Here is a 16,880-nt window from a genome sequence, read left to right as displayed (position 1 = left end):
GCCCCCTCAGGGGCTGCCGCATCCTGCGGCGATGTCACGGCAGGGCCGCGGCCGACGGAACGGGTCCGTTCAGCCCTGGCGCTGCTTGTGACGCGGGTTCGAGCAGATCACCATGACGCGCGAGTGGCGACGGATCACCTTGCAGTTGTCACAGATCGGCTTGACGCTCGGCTTGACCTTCATCTCTTCCTTCTCCCGGGACTATCACTTGTAGCGGTAGACGATGCGGCCCCGGTCGAGGTCGTAGGGGCTCAGCTCGACGACCACGCGGTCCTCGGGAAGGATGCGGATGTAGTGCTGGCGCATCTTCCCGGAGATGTGTGCGAGCACCTTGTGGCCGTTGTCGAGCTCGACACGGAAGCGTGCGTTCGCCAGCGCCTCCATGACCGTGCCCTCGACCTCGATCACTCCGTCCTTCTTGGCCATGCCTCCCCAATCTCTCGCCGACGGCGCCCGCCGGCTGAGTTCCGCAATCGTTGTCCGTGCCCGCGCACCGTCGGCTGACGGATCACGGGCACCGGGGGCGAGGCTCCGAAGCACCGACCGACGTCGCCGTCGACGCCGGGACGGCGGACGACGATGAAGCGGGACGGGACGAGCAGGGACCGGAGTCCGTGCCAGCGCGCGGAGCACACCCGATCATCCAGCGTACACGCCATCCTCGGGGACGGCGAGAGGATCAGCGGATGACGCCGCTCACTCCGCGGGCCGCTCCGCGCGTCGCGCCGAGCATCCCGCGCAGGCCCTCACGCGGAGAGCGGATCCGGCGCGGCGGCGATGCCGCGCTCGGCGAGGCAGGCGATGCCGCCGTCGGCCGCGGTGAGGACGATCAGTCCCTGCTCCGTGACCGCGACCGAGTGCTCGGCGTGGGCGGCGCGGCCGCCGCCGGTGGCGCGGATCGTCCACTCGTCGTCGTCCATGGCCCAGTCGCCGGAGCCCTGGATCAGCATCGGCTCGATCGCGAGGCACATGCCCGGGCGGACCTTCGGGCCCTTCGAGCGGGTCCGGTAGTTCATGACGTCCGGGGGCTGGTGCATGGCGGTGCCGATGCCGTGCCCTCCGAAGTCCTCGAGGTGCGCGAGGGCATCCCCCGCCTCCTTGGCGACGAAGTCCTCGATCGCGGCCCCGATCTCGCCCACGCGCTGCGCGGAGGCGAGGGCGGCGATGCCCTCCCAGAGGGCCTCCTCGGTGATGCGCACGAGGTCGACGTCGGCCTGGCGCCGCGGCGCGCCGACGATATGGGTGCGCGCGGAGTCCGAATGCCAGCCCTCGACGATGCAGCCGCCGTCGATCGAGACGACGTCGCCCTCCTCGATGACGAGCTCGCCGGGGATCCCGTGGACCACGACCTCGTTCACGCTGATGCACAGCGTGGCCGGGAAGCCGTGGTACCCCAGGAAGTTCGGGAGCGCGCCCTCGTCGCGGATCATCGTCTCCGCCAGCGCGTCGAGCTGCGCCGTGGTGATCCCCGGCCGCAGCTCGGCGGCGAGCATGTCGTGCACGCGCGCGAGCAGCGCGCCGCTGCGTCGCATGACGGCGATCTGCTCGGGAGTCTTCAGCTCCACGCGCTCCCGGAGGCCCTTCACAGGGACAGCGCCTCCTGGAGGGCGACGGCGACCTCGTCGATCGAGGCGGTGCCGTCGACGCGACGGAGGATGCCGCGCTCCTCGTAGACGTCGATCAGCGGCGAGGTCTGCTCGGTGTAGACCTCGATGCGCCGACGGATGGTCTCCTCGTTGTCGTCGCTGCGACCCTGCTCCGCACCGCGCGCGATGAGGCGCTCGATGACGATCTCGGGCTCGACGTCCAGCAGCAGGACGCGGTCCAGCGGGGTGCCCAGCGCGGCGAGGACGCCGTCGAGGGCCTCGACCTGCGCGAGCGTGCGCGGGTAGCCGTCCAGCAGGAAGCCGTCCTTCGCATCGTCCTCGCCGAGGCGGTCGCGGACCATGTCGTTGGTGACGGAGTCCGGAACGTACTCGCCCTTGTCCATGTAGGACTTCGCCAGCACCCCGAGCTCGGTCTCCTGCGAGACGTTCGCACGGAAGATGTCGCCGGTGGAGATCGCGGGGATCCCGGCGGCCTCGGCGATGCGCACGGCCTGCGTGCCCTTGCCGGCCCCGGGCGGGCCGACGATCAGGAGGCGGCGGGCGGAGGCGGTGGTGTCGGTGGAGGTGGTCACCGGAGGATCCCTTCGTAGTGGTGCTGCTGCAGCTTCGCGTCGATCTGCTTCACGGTGTCGAGGCCGACGCCGATGATGATGAGGAGCGACGCTCCGCCGAGCGGGAAGTTCTGGGAGGCCCCGAGGTAGACCAGGGCGAACAGCGGGATCAGCGAGATCACCGCGAGGTAGAGGGCGCCGGGCGTCTGGATCCGGTTGATCACGTACTGCAGGTAGCGCTCGGTGGGCTTGCCCGCGCGCACGTTCGGCACGAAACCGCCGTACTTCTTCATGTTGTCGGCGATCTCCTCCGCGTTGAAGGTGATCGACGTGTAGAAGAACGCGAAGAAGATGATCAGCGCGACGTACACCAGCGCGTAGATCCAGGAGAACGTGAAGCCCATGACCAGGTGCGTGTTGACCCACTGCACCCAGGCGGCGTTCGGATCGCCGAACGACGAGGCCATCTGCGGCAGCGCCAGGATCGACGAGGCGAAGATGACGGGGATGACGCCGGACTGGTTGACCTTGATCGGGATGTAGGTCGAGGTGCCGCCGTACATCCGTCGGCCGACCATGCGCTTGGCGTACTGGACCGGGATGCGGCGCTGCGACTGCTCGACGAAGACGACGCCGACCATCACCACGAGCGCGACCAGGATGATCAGCGCGAAGGTCATCCAGCCCTGCAGCTGGTAGATCTGGCCCAGCGAGGCCGGGAACGAGGCGGCGATCGAGGTGAAGATCAGCAGCGACATGCCGTTGCCGATGCCGCGCTCGGTGATGACCTCGCCCATCCACATGATCAGCACGCAGCCGACGGTCATGGTGAGGACCATGAGCAGCAGGGTGGGGATCGACTGGTCGGGCACCAGCTCCAGGCTGCAGTTGGTGAAGAACTGGCCGGAGCGGACGAGCGTGATGATCGTCGTCGACTGCAGGACGGCCAGACCGATGGTCAGGTAGCGCGTGTACTGGGTGAGCTTCGCGGTGCCGGACTGGCCCTCCTTGTGGAGGGCCTCGAAGCGCGGGATCACCACGCGCAGCAGCTGGATGATGATCGAGGCGGTGATGTAGGGCATCACGCCGAGCGAGAAGATCGACAGCTGCAGCAGCGCTCCGCCGGAGAAGAGGCTGACCATCCCGAGGATGCTCGAGCTTCCGGCGCTGGCGGCCTGGTCTGCGCAGATCATGACGTTGGTGTACTCGAAGCCCGGGGTCGGGACGAACACGCCCAGCCGGTAGATCGCGAGCAGACCGAGCGTGAAGATGATCTTCGAGCGCAGTTCAGGTGTGCGCAGAGCGCGCACGAACGAGTTCACGAGATTCCCTCCTGGGGGTCCGGGGACAGGCCGTGGACGTCGCGGTCCGTCCCGGCGCCGCGCCATGTGCACGGACATCGGACCGGCCCCGATGCACAGAGACGGGGCACCGCGGCACAGAATATTCTGTGCCGCGGTGCCCCGTCAAAAGACACTCACGCGACGGTGACGGACCCGCCGGCCGCGGTGATCTTCTGCTCCGCCGAGGCGGAGAACTTCTGCGCGGTGATGTCGAGCTTGACGCTGACCTCGCCGCTGCCCAGCACCTTGACGGGCTGGTTCTTGCGGACGGCGCCCTTGGCGACGAGATCCTCGACCGTGACAGTGCCGCCCTCGGGGAACAGCTCCTGCAGGGCCGACAGGTTCACGACCTGGTACTCGACGCGGAAGGGGTTGGTGAAGCCGCGGAGCTTCGGGAGGCGCATGTGGATCGGCACCTGGCCGCCCTCGAAGCCGACGGGCACCTGGTAGCGGGCCTTCGTGCCCTTGGTGCCGCGTCCCGCGGTCTTGCCCTTGCTGCCCTCACCACGGCCGACGCGGGTGCGCGCGGTCTTGGCACCGGGCGCGGGGCGCAGGTCATGGAGCTTCAGCGGGCTCTCGTTGTTCTTCTCAGTCATGAGGGATCAGTCCACCTCTTCGACCGTCACCAGGTGGGTGACGGCGCGGATCATGCCGCGGATCTCAGGGCGGTCGTCCTTCACCACCGTGTGACCGATGCGCTTGAGGCCGAGGCCGCGCAGGGTCGCACGCTGGGACTGGGTGCCGCCGATTTCGGAACGGACCTGGGTCACCTTGAGCTGCATCAGGCACCCACCTTCTCGGCGCGAGCCGCGGCGCGGCCCTCGGCCTGGGCGCGGAGCAGAGCCGCCGGAGCGACATCCTCGACGGGGAGACCGCGACGGGCCGCGACGGCCTCCGGCTCCTCGAGCTGCTTCAGAGCCGCGATGGTGGCCCGCACGATGTTGATCTGGTTCGTCGACCCGAGCGACTTCGACAGGACGTCGTGGACGCCTGCGCACTCGAGCACGGCGCGGACGGGACCGCCCGCGATCACACCGGTGCCGGGAGCCGCCGGACGGAGCAGGACGATGCCCGCCGCGTCCTCGCCCTGGACCGGGTGCACGACGGTGCCCTGGACGCGCGGGACGCGGAAGAAGTTCTTCTTCGCCTCCTCGACGCCCTTGGAGATCGCCGCAGGGACCTCCTTGGCCTTGCCGTAGCCGACGCCGACGGTGCCGTCGCCGTCACCCACCACCACGAGGGCGGTGAAGGAGAACCGACGGCCGCCCTTGACGACCTTGGAGACGCGGTTGATGCTCACGACGCGCTCGAGGAACGCGGACTTCTCCGGCTCCTGGTTACGACCGCCGCGACCCTCGCCACGACGCCCGCCGCCGCGACGCTCGCCGCCGCGCTCCTGGGTGCTGTTGCTGTTCTCGCCCCGACGGCCGGAGGCCGCGGGACCGTTGTTCCGCTGCTGTGCAGCCATGTTCAGATCCTCTTCTCGTCCTGGGCGATCACAGTGCCAGGCCGGCTTCGCGGGCGCCGTCTGCGACAGCGGCCACGCGGCCGTGGTACTTGTTGCCGCCGCGGTCGAACACGACGGCCTCGATGCCGGCGGCCTTGGCGCGCTCGGCGACCAGGGTTCCGACCGTGCGGGCCTTGTCCGACTTGGTGGCGGACGCTGCGCGCAGGTCCGCCTCCATGGTCGAGGCGGAGGCCAGGGTCCGGCCGAGGGCGTCATCGACGACCTGGACGAACACATGGCGCTGCGAACGGGTGACGACCAGACGGGGCCGCTGCGCGGTGCCGACGACGCGGCGACGCACGCGGAGGTGACGACGGCCGCGCGAGCGCAGCTTGCTGCCGGCCTTGCCCTTGGTGTGCTTGAGTGCGTAACCCATGGTCACTTACCAGCCTTTCCGGCCTTGCGCAGCACGGTCTCGTCCGCGTAGCGCACGCCCTTGCCCTTGTAGGGCTCCGGCTTGCGCAGCTTGCGGATGTTCGCCGCGACCTCGCCCACCTGCTGCTTGTCGATGCCGTTGACCGAGAACTTGGTCGGGGCCTCGACCGCGAAGGAGATGCCCTCGGGCGCCTTCACGATGACGGGGTGGGAGAAGCCGAGGGCGAACTCGAGGTCCGAGCCCTTCGCGGTCACACGGTAGCCCGTGCCCACGATCTCCAGCTTCTTGGTGTAGCCCTCGGTGACGCCGAGGACCATGTTGTGGATGAGCGTGCGGGTCAGGCCGTGGAGGGCCTTCGACTCGCGCTCGTCGTCGGGACGGTTCACGACGATGGAGCCGTCCTCACCGCGCTCGACGGTGATGGGCGACGGCACGACATGCGTGAGCTCGCCCTTGGGGCCGTTCACCGTGACGGTGTCGCCCTCGATGGTGACGTTCTTGACAGCGGCCGGAACTGCAACCGGCAGGCGTCCGATGCGGGACATATCGGTGCTCCTCTCCCGCTCACCAGATGTAGGCGAGGACTTCCCCACCCACACCCTTCTTGGCAGCCTGCTTGTCGGTCAGAAGGCCGGAGGACGTGGACAGGATCGCCACGCCCAGGCCGCCGAGGACCTTGGGCAGGTTGGTGGACTTGGCGTACACGCGAAGGCCGGGCTTCGAGATGCGGCGGATCCCGGAGATGGCGCGCTCGCGGCCGTCGGAGTACTTCAGCTCGACGACGAGCTTGCTGCCCACCTCGGCCTCCTCCTCGTGCCAGCCGAGGATGTAGCCCTCTGCCTTCAGGATGTCCGCGATGCGGGCCTTCAGCTTCGAATACGGCATGGACGCGGTCTCGTGGTACGCCCCGGAGGCGTTCCGGATCCGCGTCAGCATGTCCGCGATCGGGTCGGTCATGGTCATGTCTGTTGCTTCTTCCTCACCTGGTTTCCCTCGGCACCATCAGGGTGCCTCAGGACCTCTGGCGGTAGTCCTTACCAGCTGCTCTTGGTGACGCCGGGGAGCTCGCCGCGGTGGGCCATCTCCCGCAGGCACACTCGGCAGAGCCCGAACTTCCGGTACACCGAGTGCGGACGACCGCACCGCTGGCAACGGGTGTAGGCGCGCACAGCGAACTTGGGCTTGCGCTCCGACTTCTTGATCAGGGCTGTCTTCGCCATATCAGTTCTCCTTGAAGGGGAAGCCGAGCAGCTTGAGCAGCGCGCGTCCCTCGTCGTCGGTCTTCGCGGTGGTGACGACCGTGATGTCCATACCGCGGACGCGATCGATCTTGTCCTGGTCGATCTCGTGGAACATGACCTGCTCCGTGAGACCGAAGGTGTAGTTGCCGTTGCCGTCGAAGTGCTTCGGCGAGAGACCGCGGAAGTCGCGGATGCGCGGGAGCGCGGTGGACAGCAGACGGTCCAGGAACTCCCACATGCGGTCGCCGCGCAGCGTGACGTGCGCGCCGATCGGCATGCCCTCACGCAGCTTGAACTGCGCGATGGACTTGCGAGCCTTGGTGACCTGCGGCTTCTGGCCGGTGATGGCCTCGAGGTCGCGGATCGCACCGTCGATGACCTTCGAGTCGCGGGCGGCGTCGCCGACACCCATGTTCACGACGATCTTGGTCAGGCCCGGGATGAGCATGACGTTCTCGTAGCCGAACTGCTCGGTGAGCTGACCCTTGATGGTCTCGCGGTAGGTGCTCTTCAGACGCGGGCTGGGCGCCTGGGTGGCGGTGGTCTCCGACATCAGATGTCCTTCCCGGAACGCTTGGCGTACCGCACGCGAACCTGCTTGCTGCGGCCGTTCTCGAGCTCGACGGTCTCGACGCGGAAGCCGACCTTGGTGGGCTTGTTGTCCTCCGGGTCGACCAGAGCCACGTTCGAGACGTGGATCGGGGCCTCGCGCTGCTCGATGCCGCCGGCCGCACCGGCCTGGTTCGGCTTGAGGTGGTGGGTGCGACGGTTGACGCCCTCGACGAGGACGCGATCGGACTCGGGGAAGACCTCGAGCACGCGGCCCTGCTTCCCCTTGTCGCCCGCCTCGAGGCCGCGCGCGGCGGCCTTGTCGGTGTCGCTCGTGCGGCCCGTGATGACCTGGACGAGATCGCCCTTCTTGATCTTCATCTTTGCCATGTTCACAGCACCTCCGGCGCCAGCGACACGATCTTCATGAACCGCTTGTCGCGCAGCTCGCGACCGACGGGACCGAAGATGCGAGTGCCACGGGGCTCCCCGTCGTTCTTGAGGATCACCGCCGCGTTCTCGTCGAAGCGGATGTAGGAACCGTCGGTGCGACGGTTCTCCTTGGTTGCGCGGACGACGACGGCCTTGACGACGTCACCCTTCTTCACGTTGCCACCGGGGATGGCGTCCTTGACGGTCGCCACGATGGTGTCCCCGATGCTGGCGTAACGGCGACCGGAGCCACCGAGAACACGGATGCAGAGAATCTCCTTGGCACCCGTGTTGTCGGCGACCTTCAGTCGCGACTCCTGCTGAATCACTCGTTCTCCTATCGTCTCGCCGGTTCTCTTCCCGATCGCGTGAGCGAACCGGCCGAGCCTGGCGGAACAGAATGTGGACCATGCCCGGATCCATCCGGCGTTCCCTCTCGCGAGGGCTTCGGACATCACCGCCGACGGGCGCCGGGCACCAAAAAACCCTCGGCCGGACTCAGGCACTAGCATGGAGAACGCGTGGCGTTCGCTGTTTCGTGCGGGGTCTCCGGCGAGGACGGATCTGGTGGTCCGGATCCTGTCGCGGACCACTGCGCCCGCTCGCGCCATGCGACGCACGCGGGACAGGAGCCCGGCAACCGCTACAGACTACGCCGAGCCCGGGGCGGCTGTCACCCCGCGGGGGCCCGCTGATCGGTGTTAGCTTGCTCTCCCGGCCGGCCGCGGACGGCCTACACTCGAGCGCATGATCGACATCGACGTCGCCCTCCGCCTCCAGCTCCTCGGCCTCGTCTGGGAGCCCGCCGACGGCGACCGCTTCGCCATCGACAACGATCAGCTCCGCGACGAGGCCTTCATGCTCTCCTCGATGGTCGTCGAGCGGGGCATCAGCCGCACCGGCGGCGCGATCTTCCGCTTCAACGGGACGACCGAATGGGCGCTGGACTCCGTCGAGCAGCACGAGGCCGTCTGGCTCCCCCGCGCGGACCAGCTGCTGGATGCGCTCGGCGAGGCCTTCCGCGCCCTGCGCCGCGAGGAGCACGGCTACGTCGTCGAGGTCGCGCTCCCCCGCCCCGTCGTCGGCCCCGATGCGCAGGCGCCGGACGGCGGAGCGCGGGAGGACGCCGCGGTGCGCGAGATCCGCGCACCGCATGCCGAGGACGCCCTCGCCGGCGCCCTGGTGGTCGTGCTGACCGCCCTGCGCGAGCCCGCGGGATCGCGCACCGCCTGACTCCGGCCGGGAGCGCGAGGACCCCGGGACCCTGCACGGGTCCCGGGGTCCTCGTCGTCCGACGGGTCGGTGCTCCCGCGGACGTCGAGCGTCTCAGCGCGCGGAGCGCCCGCCGTCGTGCGCGAGATCGCCCGCATCCGCGGGGTCATCCGCGTCCGACGGGAGCCCGCCGCCGGGGATGTCGAGGGCGTCCTCGATCTCCTGGGCGAGCTGCTCCGGCACGATGATCGGCATCTCGGAGGTGTTCAGCAGCGGGTTCGAGTCCTGGGTCGCGACGAGCTCCTCGGCCTCCTCGACGCTCTCGACCGCGGGGAAGGAGCCCAGCAGCGGACGCTGGGCGCTCTCGCGCATGAAGATCACCGCGATGCCCGCGAGGACCGCGAACGACATGATCCACAGCGCCGGCGCATAGCTGTTGCCGGTGATCTCGATGAGCGTCTGCGAGATCAGCGGCGTGGTGCCGCCGAACAGCGAGACGGAGACGTTGTAGGCGATGCCCATGGCGCCGTAGCGGGCGGCCGTCGGGAACAGCGCCGGCAGCGCCGAGGCCGACGGGCCGATGAACAGCGCCACCGGGACCGCGACGATGACCATCGCGACCTGGATCGCCGTGAACGAGCCCTGGTGCATGAGCCAGAAGGCGGGCAGCAGCAGGAGCACGCCGGACAGCGAGCCCGCCCAGTACATCGCCCGTCGGCCGACCTTGTCGGAGAGGAGGCCGACGACGGGGATCATGAGGCAGAGGATCAGCAGCGAGGGGATCGTCGCCGCGGCGCTCGCCATCTCGTCGTAGCCGAACTCGCTCGCGAGGTAGGTCGGCATGTAGCTCGTCAGCGCGTAGCCGGCGGTGTTGGTCGCCGCGACGATCGCGATCGCGATCAGGAGCTCGCGCCAATGGTGCGTGACGATCGCACGGGGGCCCTTGCGCGCGTGCAGCGAGTCCGGATCCTGCGCGAGCGCGGGAGCGCTCGCCGAGCTGTCGGAAGCGGCGCCGTCGGCCGCGGAGCCGTTCGCGGTGCCGGACTGACCGGCGGCCCGCACGGCCTCCTGCTCGGCCTCGGTGGCCTCGTAGGCGGGAGTCTCGGGGATGCGGGCGCGGAACCAGATCGCGACGGCGCCGAGCGGGATGGCGAGCAGGAACGGCACGCGCCAGCCCCAGTCCATCATCGCGTCGGGGCCCCACACCTGCGAGGTGATGAGGTGGGTCAGCGCGACGGCGCCCGCACCCATCGCGAAGCCGAAGTAGGAGCCGACGTCCAGCAGCGACGAGTAGAAGCCGCGCTTGCGGTCCGGCGAGAACTCCGAGACGTAGGTCGTCGCGCCCGCGTACTCGCCGCCCGTGGAGAAGCCCTGGAGCATCTTCAGCGCGTAGAGCAGGAAGGCGGCCCAGACGCCGATGTCGGCGTAGGTCGGGAGCACGCCGATGAGCGCGGTCGCGATCGCCATCATCGCCATCGTGAAGAACAGGACCTTCTGACGTCCGATGCGATCGCCCAGCGGGCCGAGCACGAGGCCGCCGAGCGGGCGCACCAGGAAGCTCACCGCGAAGGCCAGCAGGCTGAGGATCAGATCGAGGCTCTCGCTGCCGGTCTGGAAGAACAGCTGCGAGAGCATGACGGCCATGTAGCCGTAGACGCCGAAGTCGAACCACTCCATGACGTTGCCGACGACGGTGCCGCCGATCGCGGTCCTCATCCGTCTGCCCTTGACCACGAGGACGTCGTCGACCTCGAGGCGGGGCTGCTTCGGCGCGCGCTTGGCCCGACGGGGTCGGCGCGCTGCGGGCATGGTGGGGGGTTCGGGAGTGGACATGGACCTGCCTTCGTGAGGCGGCGCGCACGAGGGGCCGACGAACGGCGCTTCCTGCCTCGCGAACCGGTCGCCGGGGACCCGTCCGGGCGTCCGCCGAGGCGCCCGGTTCCTGGACGCGGCCGTCCACCCTTCCACGATCCGGTCCCGCTGTCAGCTCCCGCTCCCCGCAGAGACCCTGCAACACGCGATCTGACCTGGGCTTCTGCAAATATCACACAGATTGTCCGACAAACCGATCATCGCGGCCGCCAGCGCTCGACGGGGAGGCCTGCTCAGCAGGAGGAGCTGCTCGGCGCCGACGCCGCGCACCGGACGCACGAGAAGGGCCGCCCCTCCCCCGTGCGGGGGTGGGACGGCCCTTGCTCAGATGCCTCATACGGTCACAGGGACCGCAGGGGGATCACTTGGCGCGCTCGATGACCTCGACCAGACGCCACCGCTTGGTCGCGGACAGCGGACGGGTCTCCATGAGGAGGACCTGGTCGCCGATGCCGGCGGTGTTCTCCTCGTCGTGGGCCTTGAACTTGTGGGTCTTCGTGAGGACCTTGCCGTAGAGAGCGTGCTTCACGCGCTCCTCGACCTCGACCACGATGGTCTTGTCCATCTTGTCGGACACCACGTAACCGCGGAGGGTCTTGCGGTACGGACGCTCCTCGGCGCCGCCCTTGACCTCGGGGGTGTTCTCGTTCATCTCTCAGTTCCTCGCTTCGCGGTCACTCGGCGGAGCCGGGGGCCTGACGGATGCCCAGCTCGCGCTCGCGCAGGATCGTGTAGATCCGTGCGATGTCCTTCTTGACGGACCGCAGGCGGCCGGAGCTCTCGAGCTGACCGGTAGCGGACTGGAAACGGAGCTTGAACAGCTCGTCCTTGGCCTTCGCCAGCTCCTCGGCAAGCTTGACGTCGTCCAGCTTGTCGAGTTCATCGGCGGTGAGCTTGGTCGCTGCCATCAGATGTCACCACCCTCTCGGCTCAGAATGCGGCACTTCATGGGGAGCTTGTGCATCGCGAGACGCAGAGCCTCGCGAGCAACCCCCTCTTCGACACCGGCGATCTCGAACATGACCCGTCCCGGCTTGATGTTGGCGACCCACCACTCCACGGAACCCTTGCCGGAGCCCATGCGGACCTCGGCAGGCTTCTTCGTGAGCGGTCGGTCGGGGTAGATGTTGATGTACACCTTGCCGCCGCGCTTCATGTAGCGCGTCATGGCGATACGAGCCGCCTCGATCTGGCGGTTGGTGACGTAGGCCGGCGCGAGCGCCTGGATGCCGTAGTCGCCGAACGCGAGATCGGTGCCGCCCTTGGCCATGCCGCTGCGGGTCGGGTGGTGCTGCTTGCGGTGCTTGGTCCTGCGGGGGATCAGCATGTCGCTCAGGCCTCCGTTCCGGACTGCTGTGCGGGCGCTGCCTGCTCGGCGGGAGCCGCCGCAGGAGCGGTCTGCTCCTGGCCGGCATCACGACGGGCGTTGGCGTTGCGCTCGTTGCGACGGCCGCGGGGACGCTCGGCACGCGGGCCGCGTCCGCCGGAGCGGGGACCCTGCGAGGCGGCCTGCTGGGCCGCGAGCTCCTTGGCGGTGACGTCGCCCTTGTAGATCCACACCTTCACGCCGATGCGGCCGAAGGCGGTGCGGGCCTCGTAGAAGCCGTAGTCGATGTTCGCACGGAGCGTGTGCAGCGGCACACGACCCTCGCGGTAGAACTCGCTGCGGCTCATCTCGGCGCCGCCGAGGCGGCCGGAGACGGCCACTCGGATGCCCTTCGCGCCGGCGCGCTGCGCGGACTGCATGCCCTTGCGCATCGCACGACGGAAGGAGACACGGGCGGCGAGCTGCTCGGCGATGCCCTGAGCGACCAGCTGAGCATCGGCCTCGGGGTTCTTGACCTCGAGGATGTTCAGCTGGATCTGCTTGCCGGTGAGCTTCTCCAGCTCACCGCGCAGACGCTCGGCCTCCGCGCCGCGACGCCCGATGACGATGCCCGGGCGGGCGGTGTGGAGATCGACGCGGACGCGATCACGGGTGCGCTCGATCTCGACCTTGGAGATACCGGCCCGCTCCATGCCCTCGGACATGAGCTTGCGGATCGCGACGTCTTCCTTCACATAGTCGCGGTACCGCTGCCCCTCCTTGGTGGAGTCGGCGAACCACCGGCTGCTGTGCTCCGTGGTGATCCCGAGGCGGAACCCGTTCGGATTGACCTTCTGGCCCATTCGGGACTCCTTACTTGTTCACGGGAGCGACCACCACGGTGACGTGGCTGGTGCGCTTCTTGATCTGGAAGGCTCGACCCTGAGCACGCGGCTGGAACCGCTTCATGGTCGGACCCTCGTCGACGAATGCGGCGGAGACGACGAGCTCGCGCTCATCGAAGCGCTCCCCCGCCTGATCGGCCTTGACACGCGCGTTGGCGATCGCGGACTGGACGAGCTTGAGGACGGGCTCGCTGGCGGCCTGCGGGGCGAACCGCAGGATTTCCAGGGCCTCGGCCGTGCTCTTGCCACGAATCAGGTCCACAACGCGGCGAGCCTTCATGGGCGTCATGCGGAGGTACCGCACCTGCGCCTTGGCTTCCATTGTTGTCCTGCTTTCTCTTTGAGTTCGAGAAGTGCTGCGCTGCTGACCGGGGTCAGCGGCGACGGCCCTTCTTGTCGTCCTTCTCGTGGCCCTTGAAAGTCCGCGTCGGGGCGAACTCGCCGAGCTTGTGGCCGACCATCGACTCGGTGACGAACACCGTGACGTGCTTGCGACCGTCGTGCACTGCGAAGGTGTGGCCGAGGAAGTCCGGGGTGATGACCGAACGACGCGACCAGGTCTTGATCAGGTTCTTGGTGCCCTTCTCGTTCTGAGCATCCACCTTCTTCTGCAGGTGGTCGTCGACGAACGGGCCCTTGGCGATACTGCGAGGCATTTCCGATTCTCCCTATCAGCGCTTCTTGCCGGTCCGACGACGGCGCACGATGAGCTTGTCGCTCTCCTTGCCCGGACGACGGGTACGGCCCTCGGGCTTGCCCCAGGGCGAGACCGGGTGACGGCCGCCGGAGGTCTTGCCCTCGCCACCGCCATGGGGGTGATCGACCGGGTTCATGACCACGCCGCGGACGTGGGGGCGCTTGCCCTTCCAGCGCATGCGGCCGGCCTTGCCCCAGTTGATGTTCGACTGCTCGGCGTTGCCGACCTCGCCGATGGTCGCGCGGCAGCGCGCATCGACGTTGCGGATCTCGCCGGAGGGCATGCGCAGCTGCGCGTAGGGCCCTTCCTTCGCGACCAGCTGGACGGAGGCGCCGGCAGAGCGCGCGATCTTCGCGCCGCCACCGGGGCGGAGCTCGATCGCGTGGACGACCGTACCCAGCGGGATGTTCCGCAGGGGCAGGTTGTTGCCGGGCTTGATGTCCGCGTTCGGGCCGTTCTCGACCCAGTCGCCCTGACGCAGCTTGGCGGGGGCGAGGATGTACCGCTTCTCGCCGTCCGCGTAGTGCAGCAGCGCGATGCGCGCGGTGCGGTTGGGGTCGTACTCGATGTGAGCGACCTTGGCGTTCACGCCGTCCTTGTCGTGACGACGGAAGTCGATCACGCGGTAGGCGCGCTTGTGGCCGCCGCCCCGGTGACGGGACGTGATGCGACCGTTGTTGTTGCGACCGCCGGACTTGGACAGCGGACGGACCAGCGACTTCTCAGGCGTGTCGCGGGTGATCTCGACGAAGTCGGCGACGCTCGAGCCGCGACGGCCCGGCGTGGTCGGCTTGTGCTTGCGAATTCCCATGGTGGGTTTCCCTCAGACTCTCTTCGGCTCCTCGGAGATCGATCGCCGTCAGGCGACCGACCCTCCGAAGATGTCGATGGCTCCGTCGGTCAGGGTGACGATGGCGCGCTTGGTGTCCTTGCGCTTGCCGGTGCCGAAGCGCGTGCGACGCGTCTTGCCCTGTCGGTTGATCGTGTTGACCGAGGAGACCTTGACGTCGAAGATCTTCTCGACGGCGATCTTGATCTCGGTCTTGTTGGCGTCGGCAGCCACCACGAAGGTGTACTTGCCCTCGTCCATCAGCCCGTAGCTCTTCTCGGAGACGACCGGGGCCAGCAGGACGTCGCGGGGATCCTTGTTCAGAGCGGTCACTTCGACTTCTCCTCGTCGTCAGCCTTGTCGGCGGACTCCTTGACCGCGTTCACGAACCCGGCGGCCTTGGCGGCCTCCTCGGTCGCGAACCAGACCTCGGCCTTGGTGCGGCCGTACCACGGGGAGTCCTCCGTGTGGAACTTCATCGAGCCCTGGTTGCCCTTGATGGTGAAGCCCTCAGGAGCGGAGCCGTCGGCCAGGGGGGCCGCGGAGCCAGCGCCGAAGGCGCCCTCCTCGACCGCGGCGGCCGGAGCGGCGGCAGCGGCCTTCGCCTTGGCGAAGCCGGAGGTGGGGAGCGACAGGGTCGCGGTCGCCACGAAGTCCTCGAGGGCGGCCGAGGTGAAGACCACGTCGTCGGACAGCATGACGTCGTAGGTGTTCAGCTGGTCCGCGTACAGGACGTGCGTGGTGGCCAGGTTGCGCGTGCTCAGCGCACCCAGGTCGTCGTCGCGGTGCAGCACCACGAGGACGTGGCGACGGTCCGAGACCAGAGCCAGGGTGGCCTTGGCGGCCTTGGTGGACGCGGCCTCGCCTGCGAGCAGGGCGGAGACGACGTGCACGCGGCCGTTGCGGGCGCGGTCGGAGAGCGCACCGCGGAGAGCGGCGGCCTTCATCTTCTTGGGCGTGCGCTGGCTGTAGTCGCGCGGCACCGGGCCGTGGACGACGCCGCCGCCGGCGAACTGCGGAGCGCGCAGCGAGCCCTGGCGGGCGCGGCCGGTGCCCTTCTGCTTGTAGGGCTTCTTGCCGCCGCCGCGGACCTCGCCGCGGTTCTTGGCCTTGTGCGTGCCCTGACGAGCAGCGGCCTGCTGGGCCACGACCACCTGGTGGATCAGGGGCACGTTCGTCTGGACGTCGAAGATCGACGCGGGAAGCTCGACGGTGCCGGCCTTCTTACCGGCCGGATCGAGCACGTCGACGGTCAGGTTCTCTGCCATCGGGCTCAGGCCTCCTTCGCGGGGCTCTTGACGGCCGAGCGGACCAGCACGAGACCGCCCTTGGGGCCGGGGACGGCACCCTTGACGAGCACGAGGCCCTTCTCGACGTCGACCGCGTGAACGGTCAGGTTCTGGACACTGGTGCGAGCGTTGCCCATGCGACCGGCCATGCGCATACCCTTGAACACGCGTCCAGGGGTCGAGGCGCCGCCGATGGAGCCCGGCTTGCGGTGGTTGCGGTGCGCACCGTGCGAGGCGCTGACACCGGCGAAGTTGTGGCGCTTCATGACACCCGCGGTGCCCTTGCCCTTGGAAGTGCCGACGACGTCGACCTTCTGGCCGGCCTCGAAGATCGACGCGTCGATCTCCTGGCCGAGGGTGAAGTCCGCAGCGTTGATGGTGCGCAGCTCGACGAGGTGGCGGCGCGGGGTGACGCCGGCCTTCTCGAAGTGGCCCTTGAGGGGCTTGGACACCTTGCGGGGGTCGATCTGCCCGTAGGCGATCTGGATCGCGTCGTACCCGTCGGCCTCCACGGACCGGATCTGGGTGACGACGTTCGGACCGGCCTGGACCACGGTCACGGGGACGAGCTTTCCGTTCTCGTCCCAGACCTGGGTCATGCCGAGCTTGGTGCCGAGCACGCCGGACACGGCGCGGGCACGCTGACCCGTCAGTTCGTTGCTCATGTCGACCTGCCTCAGAGCTTGATCTCGATGTTGACGTCCGCCGGCAGGTCGAGACGCATGAGCGAATCCACGGCCTTGGGCGTGGGATCGACGATGTCGATCAGGCGCTTGTGCGTGCGCATCTCGAAGTGCTCGCGAGAGTCCTTGTACTTGTGGGGCGAACGGATAACGCAGAACACGTTCTTCTCCGTCGGCAGCGGCACCGGGCCCACGACCGTCGCACCAGCGGAGGTGACCGTGTCGACGATCTTGCGCGCCGAGCTGTCGATCACCTCGTGGTCGTACGACTTGAGCCGGATGCGGATCTTCTGTCCCGCCATGGCGTCCTGTCTCTCTTCTTCGTCTGTCATGGATGCAGCCGTTCTCCGGTACCCGAGGTCGGGCGTGTCGGCCTTGTGAGGCTGAAAAAGCTCAGCCTGCGGCCGCCGAGGATCGGCTGCGTCTGCACCTGTTCCCTCTTCTCGATGCGCGATCGGCGCGATGGCGCCGTTCGCATCCT

General features: G+C 68.5%; 28 protein-coding genes. 1 reads left to right on the top strand and 27 read right to left on the bottom strand.

Annotated elements, in window-relative coordinates; all coding sequences use genetic code 11:
* Nucleotides 1-69 precede the first annotated feature (69 nt).
* From rpmJ to rplN, 15 genes are all read right to left on the bottom strand, one after another.
* Nucleotides 70-183 carry a 50S ribosomal protein L36 gene (gene rpmJ, locus ACXET9_RS13695; protein ID WP_010532506.1) on the bottom strand — a complete coding sequence of 38 codons (114 nt, stop codon included), beginning with the start codon at nt 181-183 and terminating at the stop codon, nt 70-72.
* Between the two features lie 21 nt (nt 184-204).
* Nucleotides 205-426: a translation initiation factor IF-1 gene (gene infA, locus ACXET9_RS13690; protein ID WP_457887216.1), complete on the bottom strand. Its 222-nt coding sequence runs from the start codon at nt 424-426 to the stop codon at nt 205-207.
* A gap of 320 nt (nt 427-746) precedes the next feature.
* Nucleotides 747-1,586, bottom strand: a complete 840-nt coding sequence (gene map / locus ACXET9_RS13685; RefSeq protein WP_457887214.1) for a type I methionyl aminopeptidase — start codon at nt 1,584-1,586, stop codon at nt 747-749.
* Nucleotides 1,583-2,179, bottom strand: a complete 597-nt coding sequence (locus ACXET9_RS13680) for an adenylate kinase (protein ID WP_457887212.1) — start codon at nt 2,177-2,179, stop codon at nt 1,583-1,585. Before ACXET9_RS13680 ends, map begins: the two co-directional genes overlap by 4 nt.
* Nucleotides 2,176-3,480, bottom strand: coding sequence for a preprotein translocase subunit SecY (gene secY, locus ACXET9_RS13675; protein WP_457887210.1), 1,305 nt, complete (start codon nt 3,478-3,480; stop codon nt 2,176-2,178). Before secY ends, ACXET9_RS13680 begins: the two co-directional genes overlap by 4 nt.
* A gap of 155 nt (nt 3,481-3,635) precedes the next feature.
* Complete coding sequence (gene rplO, locus ACXET9_RS13670; RefSeq protein ID WP_457887208.1) at nt 3,636-4,097, bottom strand: 50S ribosomal protein L15; 462 nt, start codon at nt 4,095-4,097, stop codon at nt 3,636-3,638.
* Nucleotides 4,098-4,103: 6 nt separating this feature from the next.
* Nucleotides 4,104-4,286: a 50S ribosomal protein L30 gene (rpmD, locus tag ACXET9_RS13665; protein ID WP_457887265.1), complete on the bottom strand. Its 183-nt coding sequence runs from the start codon at nt 4,284-4,286 to the stop codon at nt 4,104-4,106.
* Complete coding sequence (rpsE, locus tag ACXET9_RS13660; protein WP_457887206.1) at nt 4,283-4,969, bottom strand: 30S ribosomal protein S5; 687 nt, start codon at nt 4,967-4,969, stop codon at nt 4,283-4,285. The genes rpmD and rpsE overlap by 4 nt, the downstream gene beginning before the upstream one ends.
* 28 nt (nt 4,970-4,997) lie before the next feature.
* The gene (gene rplR, locus ACXET9_RS13655) at nt 4,998-5,384 is read right to left on the bottom strand and encodes a 50S ribosomal protein L18 (RefSeq protein ID WP_457887204.1); all 387 of its coding nucleotides are present in this window, start codon (nt 5,382-5,384) and stop codon (nt 4,998-5,000) included.
* A 2-nt stretch (nt 5,385-5,386) separates the two neighbouring features.
* A complete protein-coding gene (gene rplF, locus ACXET9_RS13650) occupies nt 5,387-5,929 on the bottom strand; it encodes a 50S ribosomal protein L6 (RefSeq protein WP_457887202.1) in 543 nt (180 codons plus the stop codon).
* A 19-nt stretch (nt 5,930-5,948) separates the two neighbouring features.
* Entirely contained in the window at nt 5,949-6,347 is a 399-nt protein-coding gene (gene rpsH, locus ACXET9_RS13645; protein ID WP_457887200.1) for a 30S ribosomal protein S8, read from the bottom strand.
* A 71-nt stretch (nt 6,348-6,418) separates the two neighbouring features.
* Nucleotides 6,419-6,604 carry a type Z 30S ribosomal protein S14 gene (locus ACXET9_RS13640; protein ID WP_010550318.1) on the bottom strand — a complete coding sequence of 62 codons (186 nt, stop codon included), beginning with the start codon at nt 6,602-6,604 and terminating at the stop codon, nt 6,419-6,421.
* A 1-nt stretch (nt 6,605) separates the two neighbouring features.
* Nucleotides 6,606-7,178, bottom strand: a complete 573-nt coding sequence (rplE, locus tag ACXET9_RS13635; protein WP_457887197.1) for a 50S ribosomal protein L5 — start codon at nt 7,176-7,178, stop codon at nt 6,606-6,608.
* Entirely contained in the window at nt 7,178-7,564 is a 387-nt protein-coding gene (rplX, locus tag ACXET9_RS13630; protein ID WP_457887195.1) for a 50S ribosomal protein L24, read from the bottom strand. The genes rplE and rplX overlap by 1 nt, the downstream gene beginning before the upstream one ends.
* Before the next feature lie 2 nt (nt 7,565-7,566).
* Nucleotides 7,567-7,935: a 50S ribosomal protein L14 gene (rplN, locus tag ACXET9_RS13625; RefSeq protein ID WP_457887193.1), complete on the bottom strand. Its 369-nt coding sequence runs from the start codon at nt 7,933-7,935 to the stop codon at nt 7,567-7,569.
* A gap of 418 nt (nt 7,936-8,353) precedes the next feature.
* Here rplN and ACXET9_RS13620 point away from each other — a divergent pair, with 418 nt between their 5' ends.
* On the top strand, nt 8,354-8,839 hold the full coding sequence (locus ACXET9_RS13620; protein WP_457887191.1) for a hypothetical protein: 486 nt from the start codon (nt 8,354-8,356) through the stop codon (nt 8,837-8,839).
* Between the two features lie 93 nt (nt 8,840-8,932).
* Here the strand turns inward: ACXET9_RS13620 and ACXET9_RS13615 are convergent, their stop codons facing one another.
* The 12 genes from ACXET9_RS13615 to rpsJ all read right to left on the bottom strand — a co-directional run bounded on the left by ACXET9_RS13615 (nt 8,933) and on the right by rpsJ (nt 16,701).
* Nucleotides 8,933-10,651 carry an MFS transporter gene (locus ACXET9_RS13615; protein ID WP_457887190.1) on the bottom strand — a complete coding sequence of 573 codons (1,719 nt, stop codon included), beginning with the start codon at nt 10,649-10,651 and terminating at the stop codon, nt 8,933-8,935.
* A 400-nt stretch (nt 10,652-11,051) separates the two neighbouring features.
* A complete protein-coding gene (gene rpsQ / locus ACXET9_RS13610) occupies nt 11,052-11,342 on the bottom strand; it encodes a 30S ribosomal protein S17 (protein WP_457887189.1) in 291 nt (96 codons plus the stop codon).
* 22 nt (nt 11,343-11,364) lie between these two features.
* On the bottom strand, nt 11,365-11,598 hold the full coding sequence (rpmC, locus tag ACXET9_RS13605) for a 50S ribosomal protein L29 (protein ID WP_114853752.1): 234 nt from the start codon (nt 11,596-11,598) through the stop codon (nt 11,365-11,367).
* Entirely contained in the window at nt 11,598-12,017 is a 420-nt protein-coding gene (rplP, locus tag ACXET9_RS13600) for a 50S ribosomal protein L16 (RefSeq protein WP_457887188.1), read from the bottom strand. The genes rpmC and rplP overlap by 1 nt, the downstream gene beginning before the upstream one ends.
* Nucleotides 12,018-12,022: 5 nt before the next feature.
* On the bottom strand, nt 12,023-12,859 hold the full coding sequence (gene rpsC, locus ACXET9_RS13595; protein ID WP_457887187.1) for a 30S ribosomal protein S3: 837 nt from the start codon (nt 12,857-12,859) through the stop codon (nt 12,023-12,025).
* A gap of 10 nt (nt 12,860-12,869) precedes the next feature.
* The gene (gene rplV, locus ACXET9_RS13590) at nt 12,870-13,223 is read right to left on the bottom strand and encodes a 50S ribosomal protein L22 (RefSeq protein WP_457887186.1); all 354 of its coding nucleotides are present in this window, start codon (nt 13,221-13,223) and stop codon (nt 12,870-12,872) included.
* A gap of 52 nt (nt 13,224-13,275) precedes the next feature.
* A complete protein-coding gene (rpsS, locus tag ACXET9_RS13585; RefSeq protein ID WP_010532528.1) occupies nt 13,276-13,557 on the bottom strand; it encodes a 30S ribosomal protein S19 in 282 nt (93 codons plus the stop codon).
* Nucleotides 13,558-13,572: 15 nt separating this feature from the next.
* Entirely contained in the window at nt 13,573-14,409 is an 837-nt protein-coding gene (rplB, locus tag ACXET9_RS13580) for a 50S ribosomal protein L2 (RefSeq protein WP_457887185.1), read from the bottom strand.
* A 48-nt stretch (nt 14,410-14,457) separates the two neighbouring features.
* A complete protein-coding gene (rplW, locus tag ACXET9_RS13575; protein ID WP_457887184.1) occupies nt 14,458-14,760 on the bottom strand; it encodes a 50S ribosomal protein L23 in 303 nt (100 codons plus the stop codon).
* Nucleotides 14,757-15,695: a 50S ribosomal protein L4, sunset domain variant gene (gene rplD, locus ACXET9_RS13570; protein ID WP_457887183.1), complete on the bottom strand. Its 939-nt coding sequence runs from the start codon at nt 15,693-15,695 to the stop codon at nt 14,757-14,759. Before rplD ends, rplW begins: the two co-directional genes overlap by 4 nt.
* A 5-nt stretch (nt 15,696-15,700) precedes the next feature.
* Nucleotides 15,701-16,381, bottom strand: a complete 681-nt coding sequence (rplC, locus tag ACXET9_RS13565; RefSeq protein ID WP_457887182.1) for a 50S ribosomal protein L3 — start codon at nt 16,379-16,381, stop codon at nt 15,701-15,703.
* A gap of 11 nt (nt 16,382-16,392) precedes the next feature.
* On the bottom strand, nt 16,393-16,701 hold the full coding sequence (gene rpsJ / locus ACXET9_RS13560; protein ID WP_015776378.1) for a 30S ribosomal protein S10: 309 nt from the start codon (nt 16,699-16,701) through the stop codon (nt 16,393-16,395).
* Nucleotides 16,702-16,880 lie beyond the last annotated feature (179 nt).

This window comes from Brachybacterium netajii (SeqCode) (genome assembly GCF_054114245.1).
The sequence above is the reverse complement of the archived record's forward strand: the minus strand, read 5'-3'. Positions and strand labels throughout refer to the sequence as shown.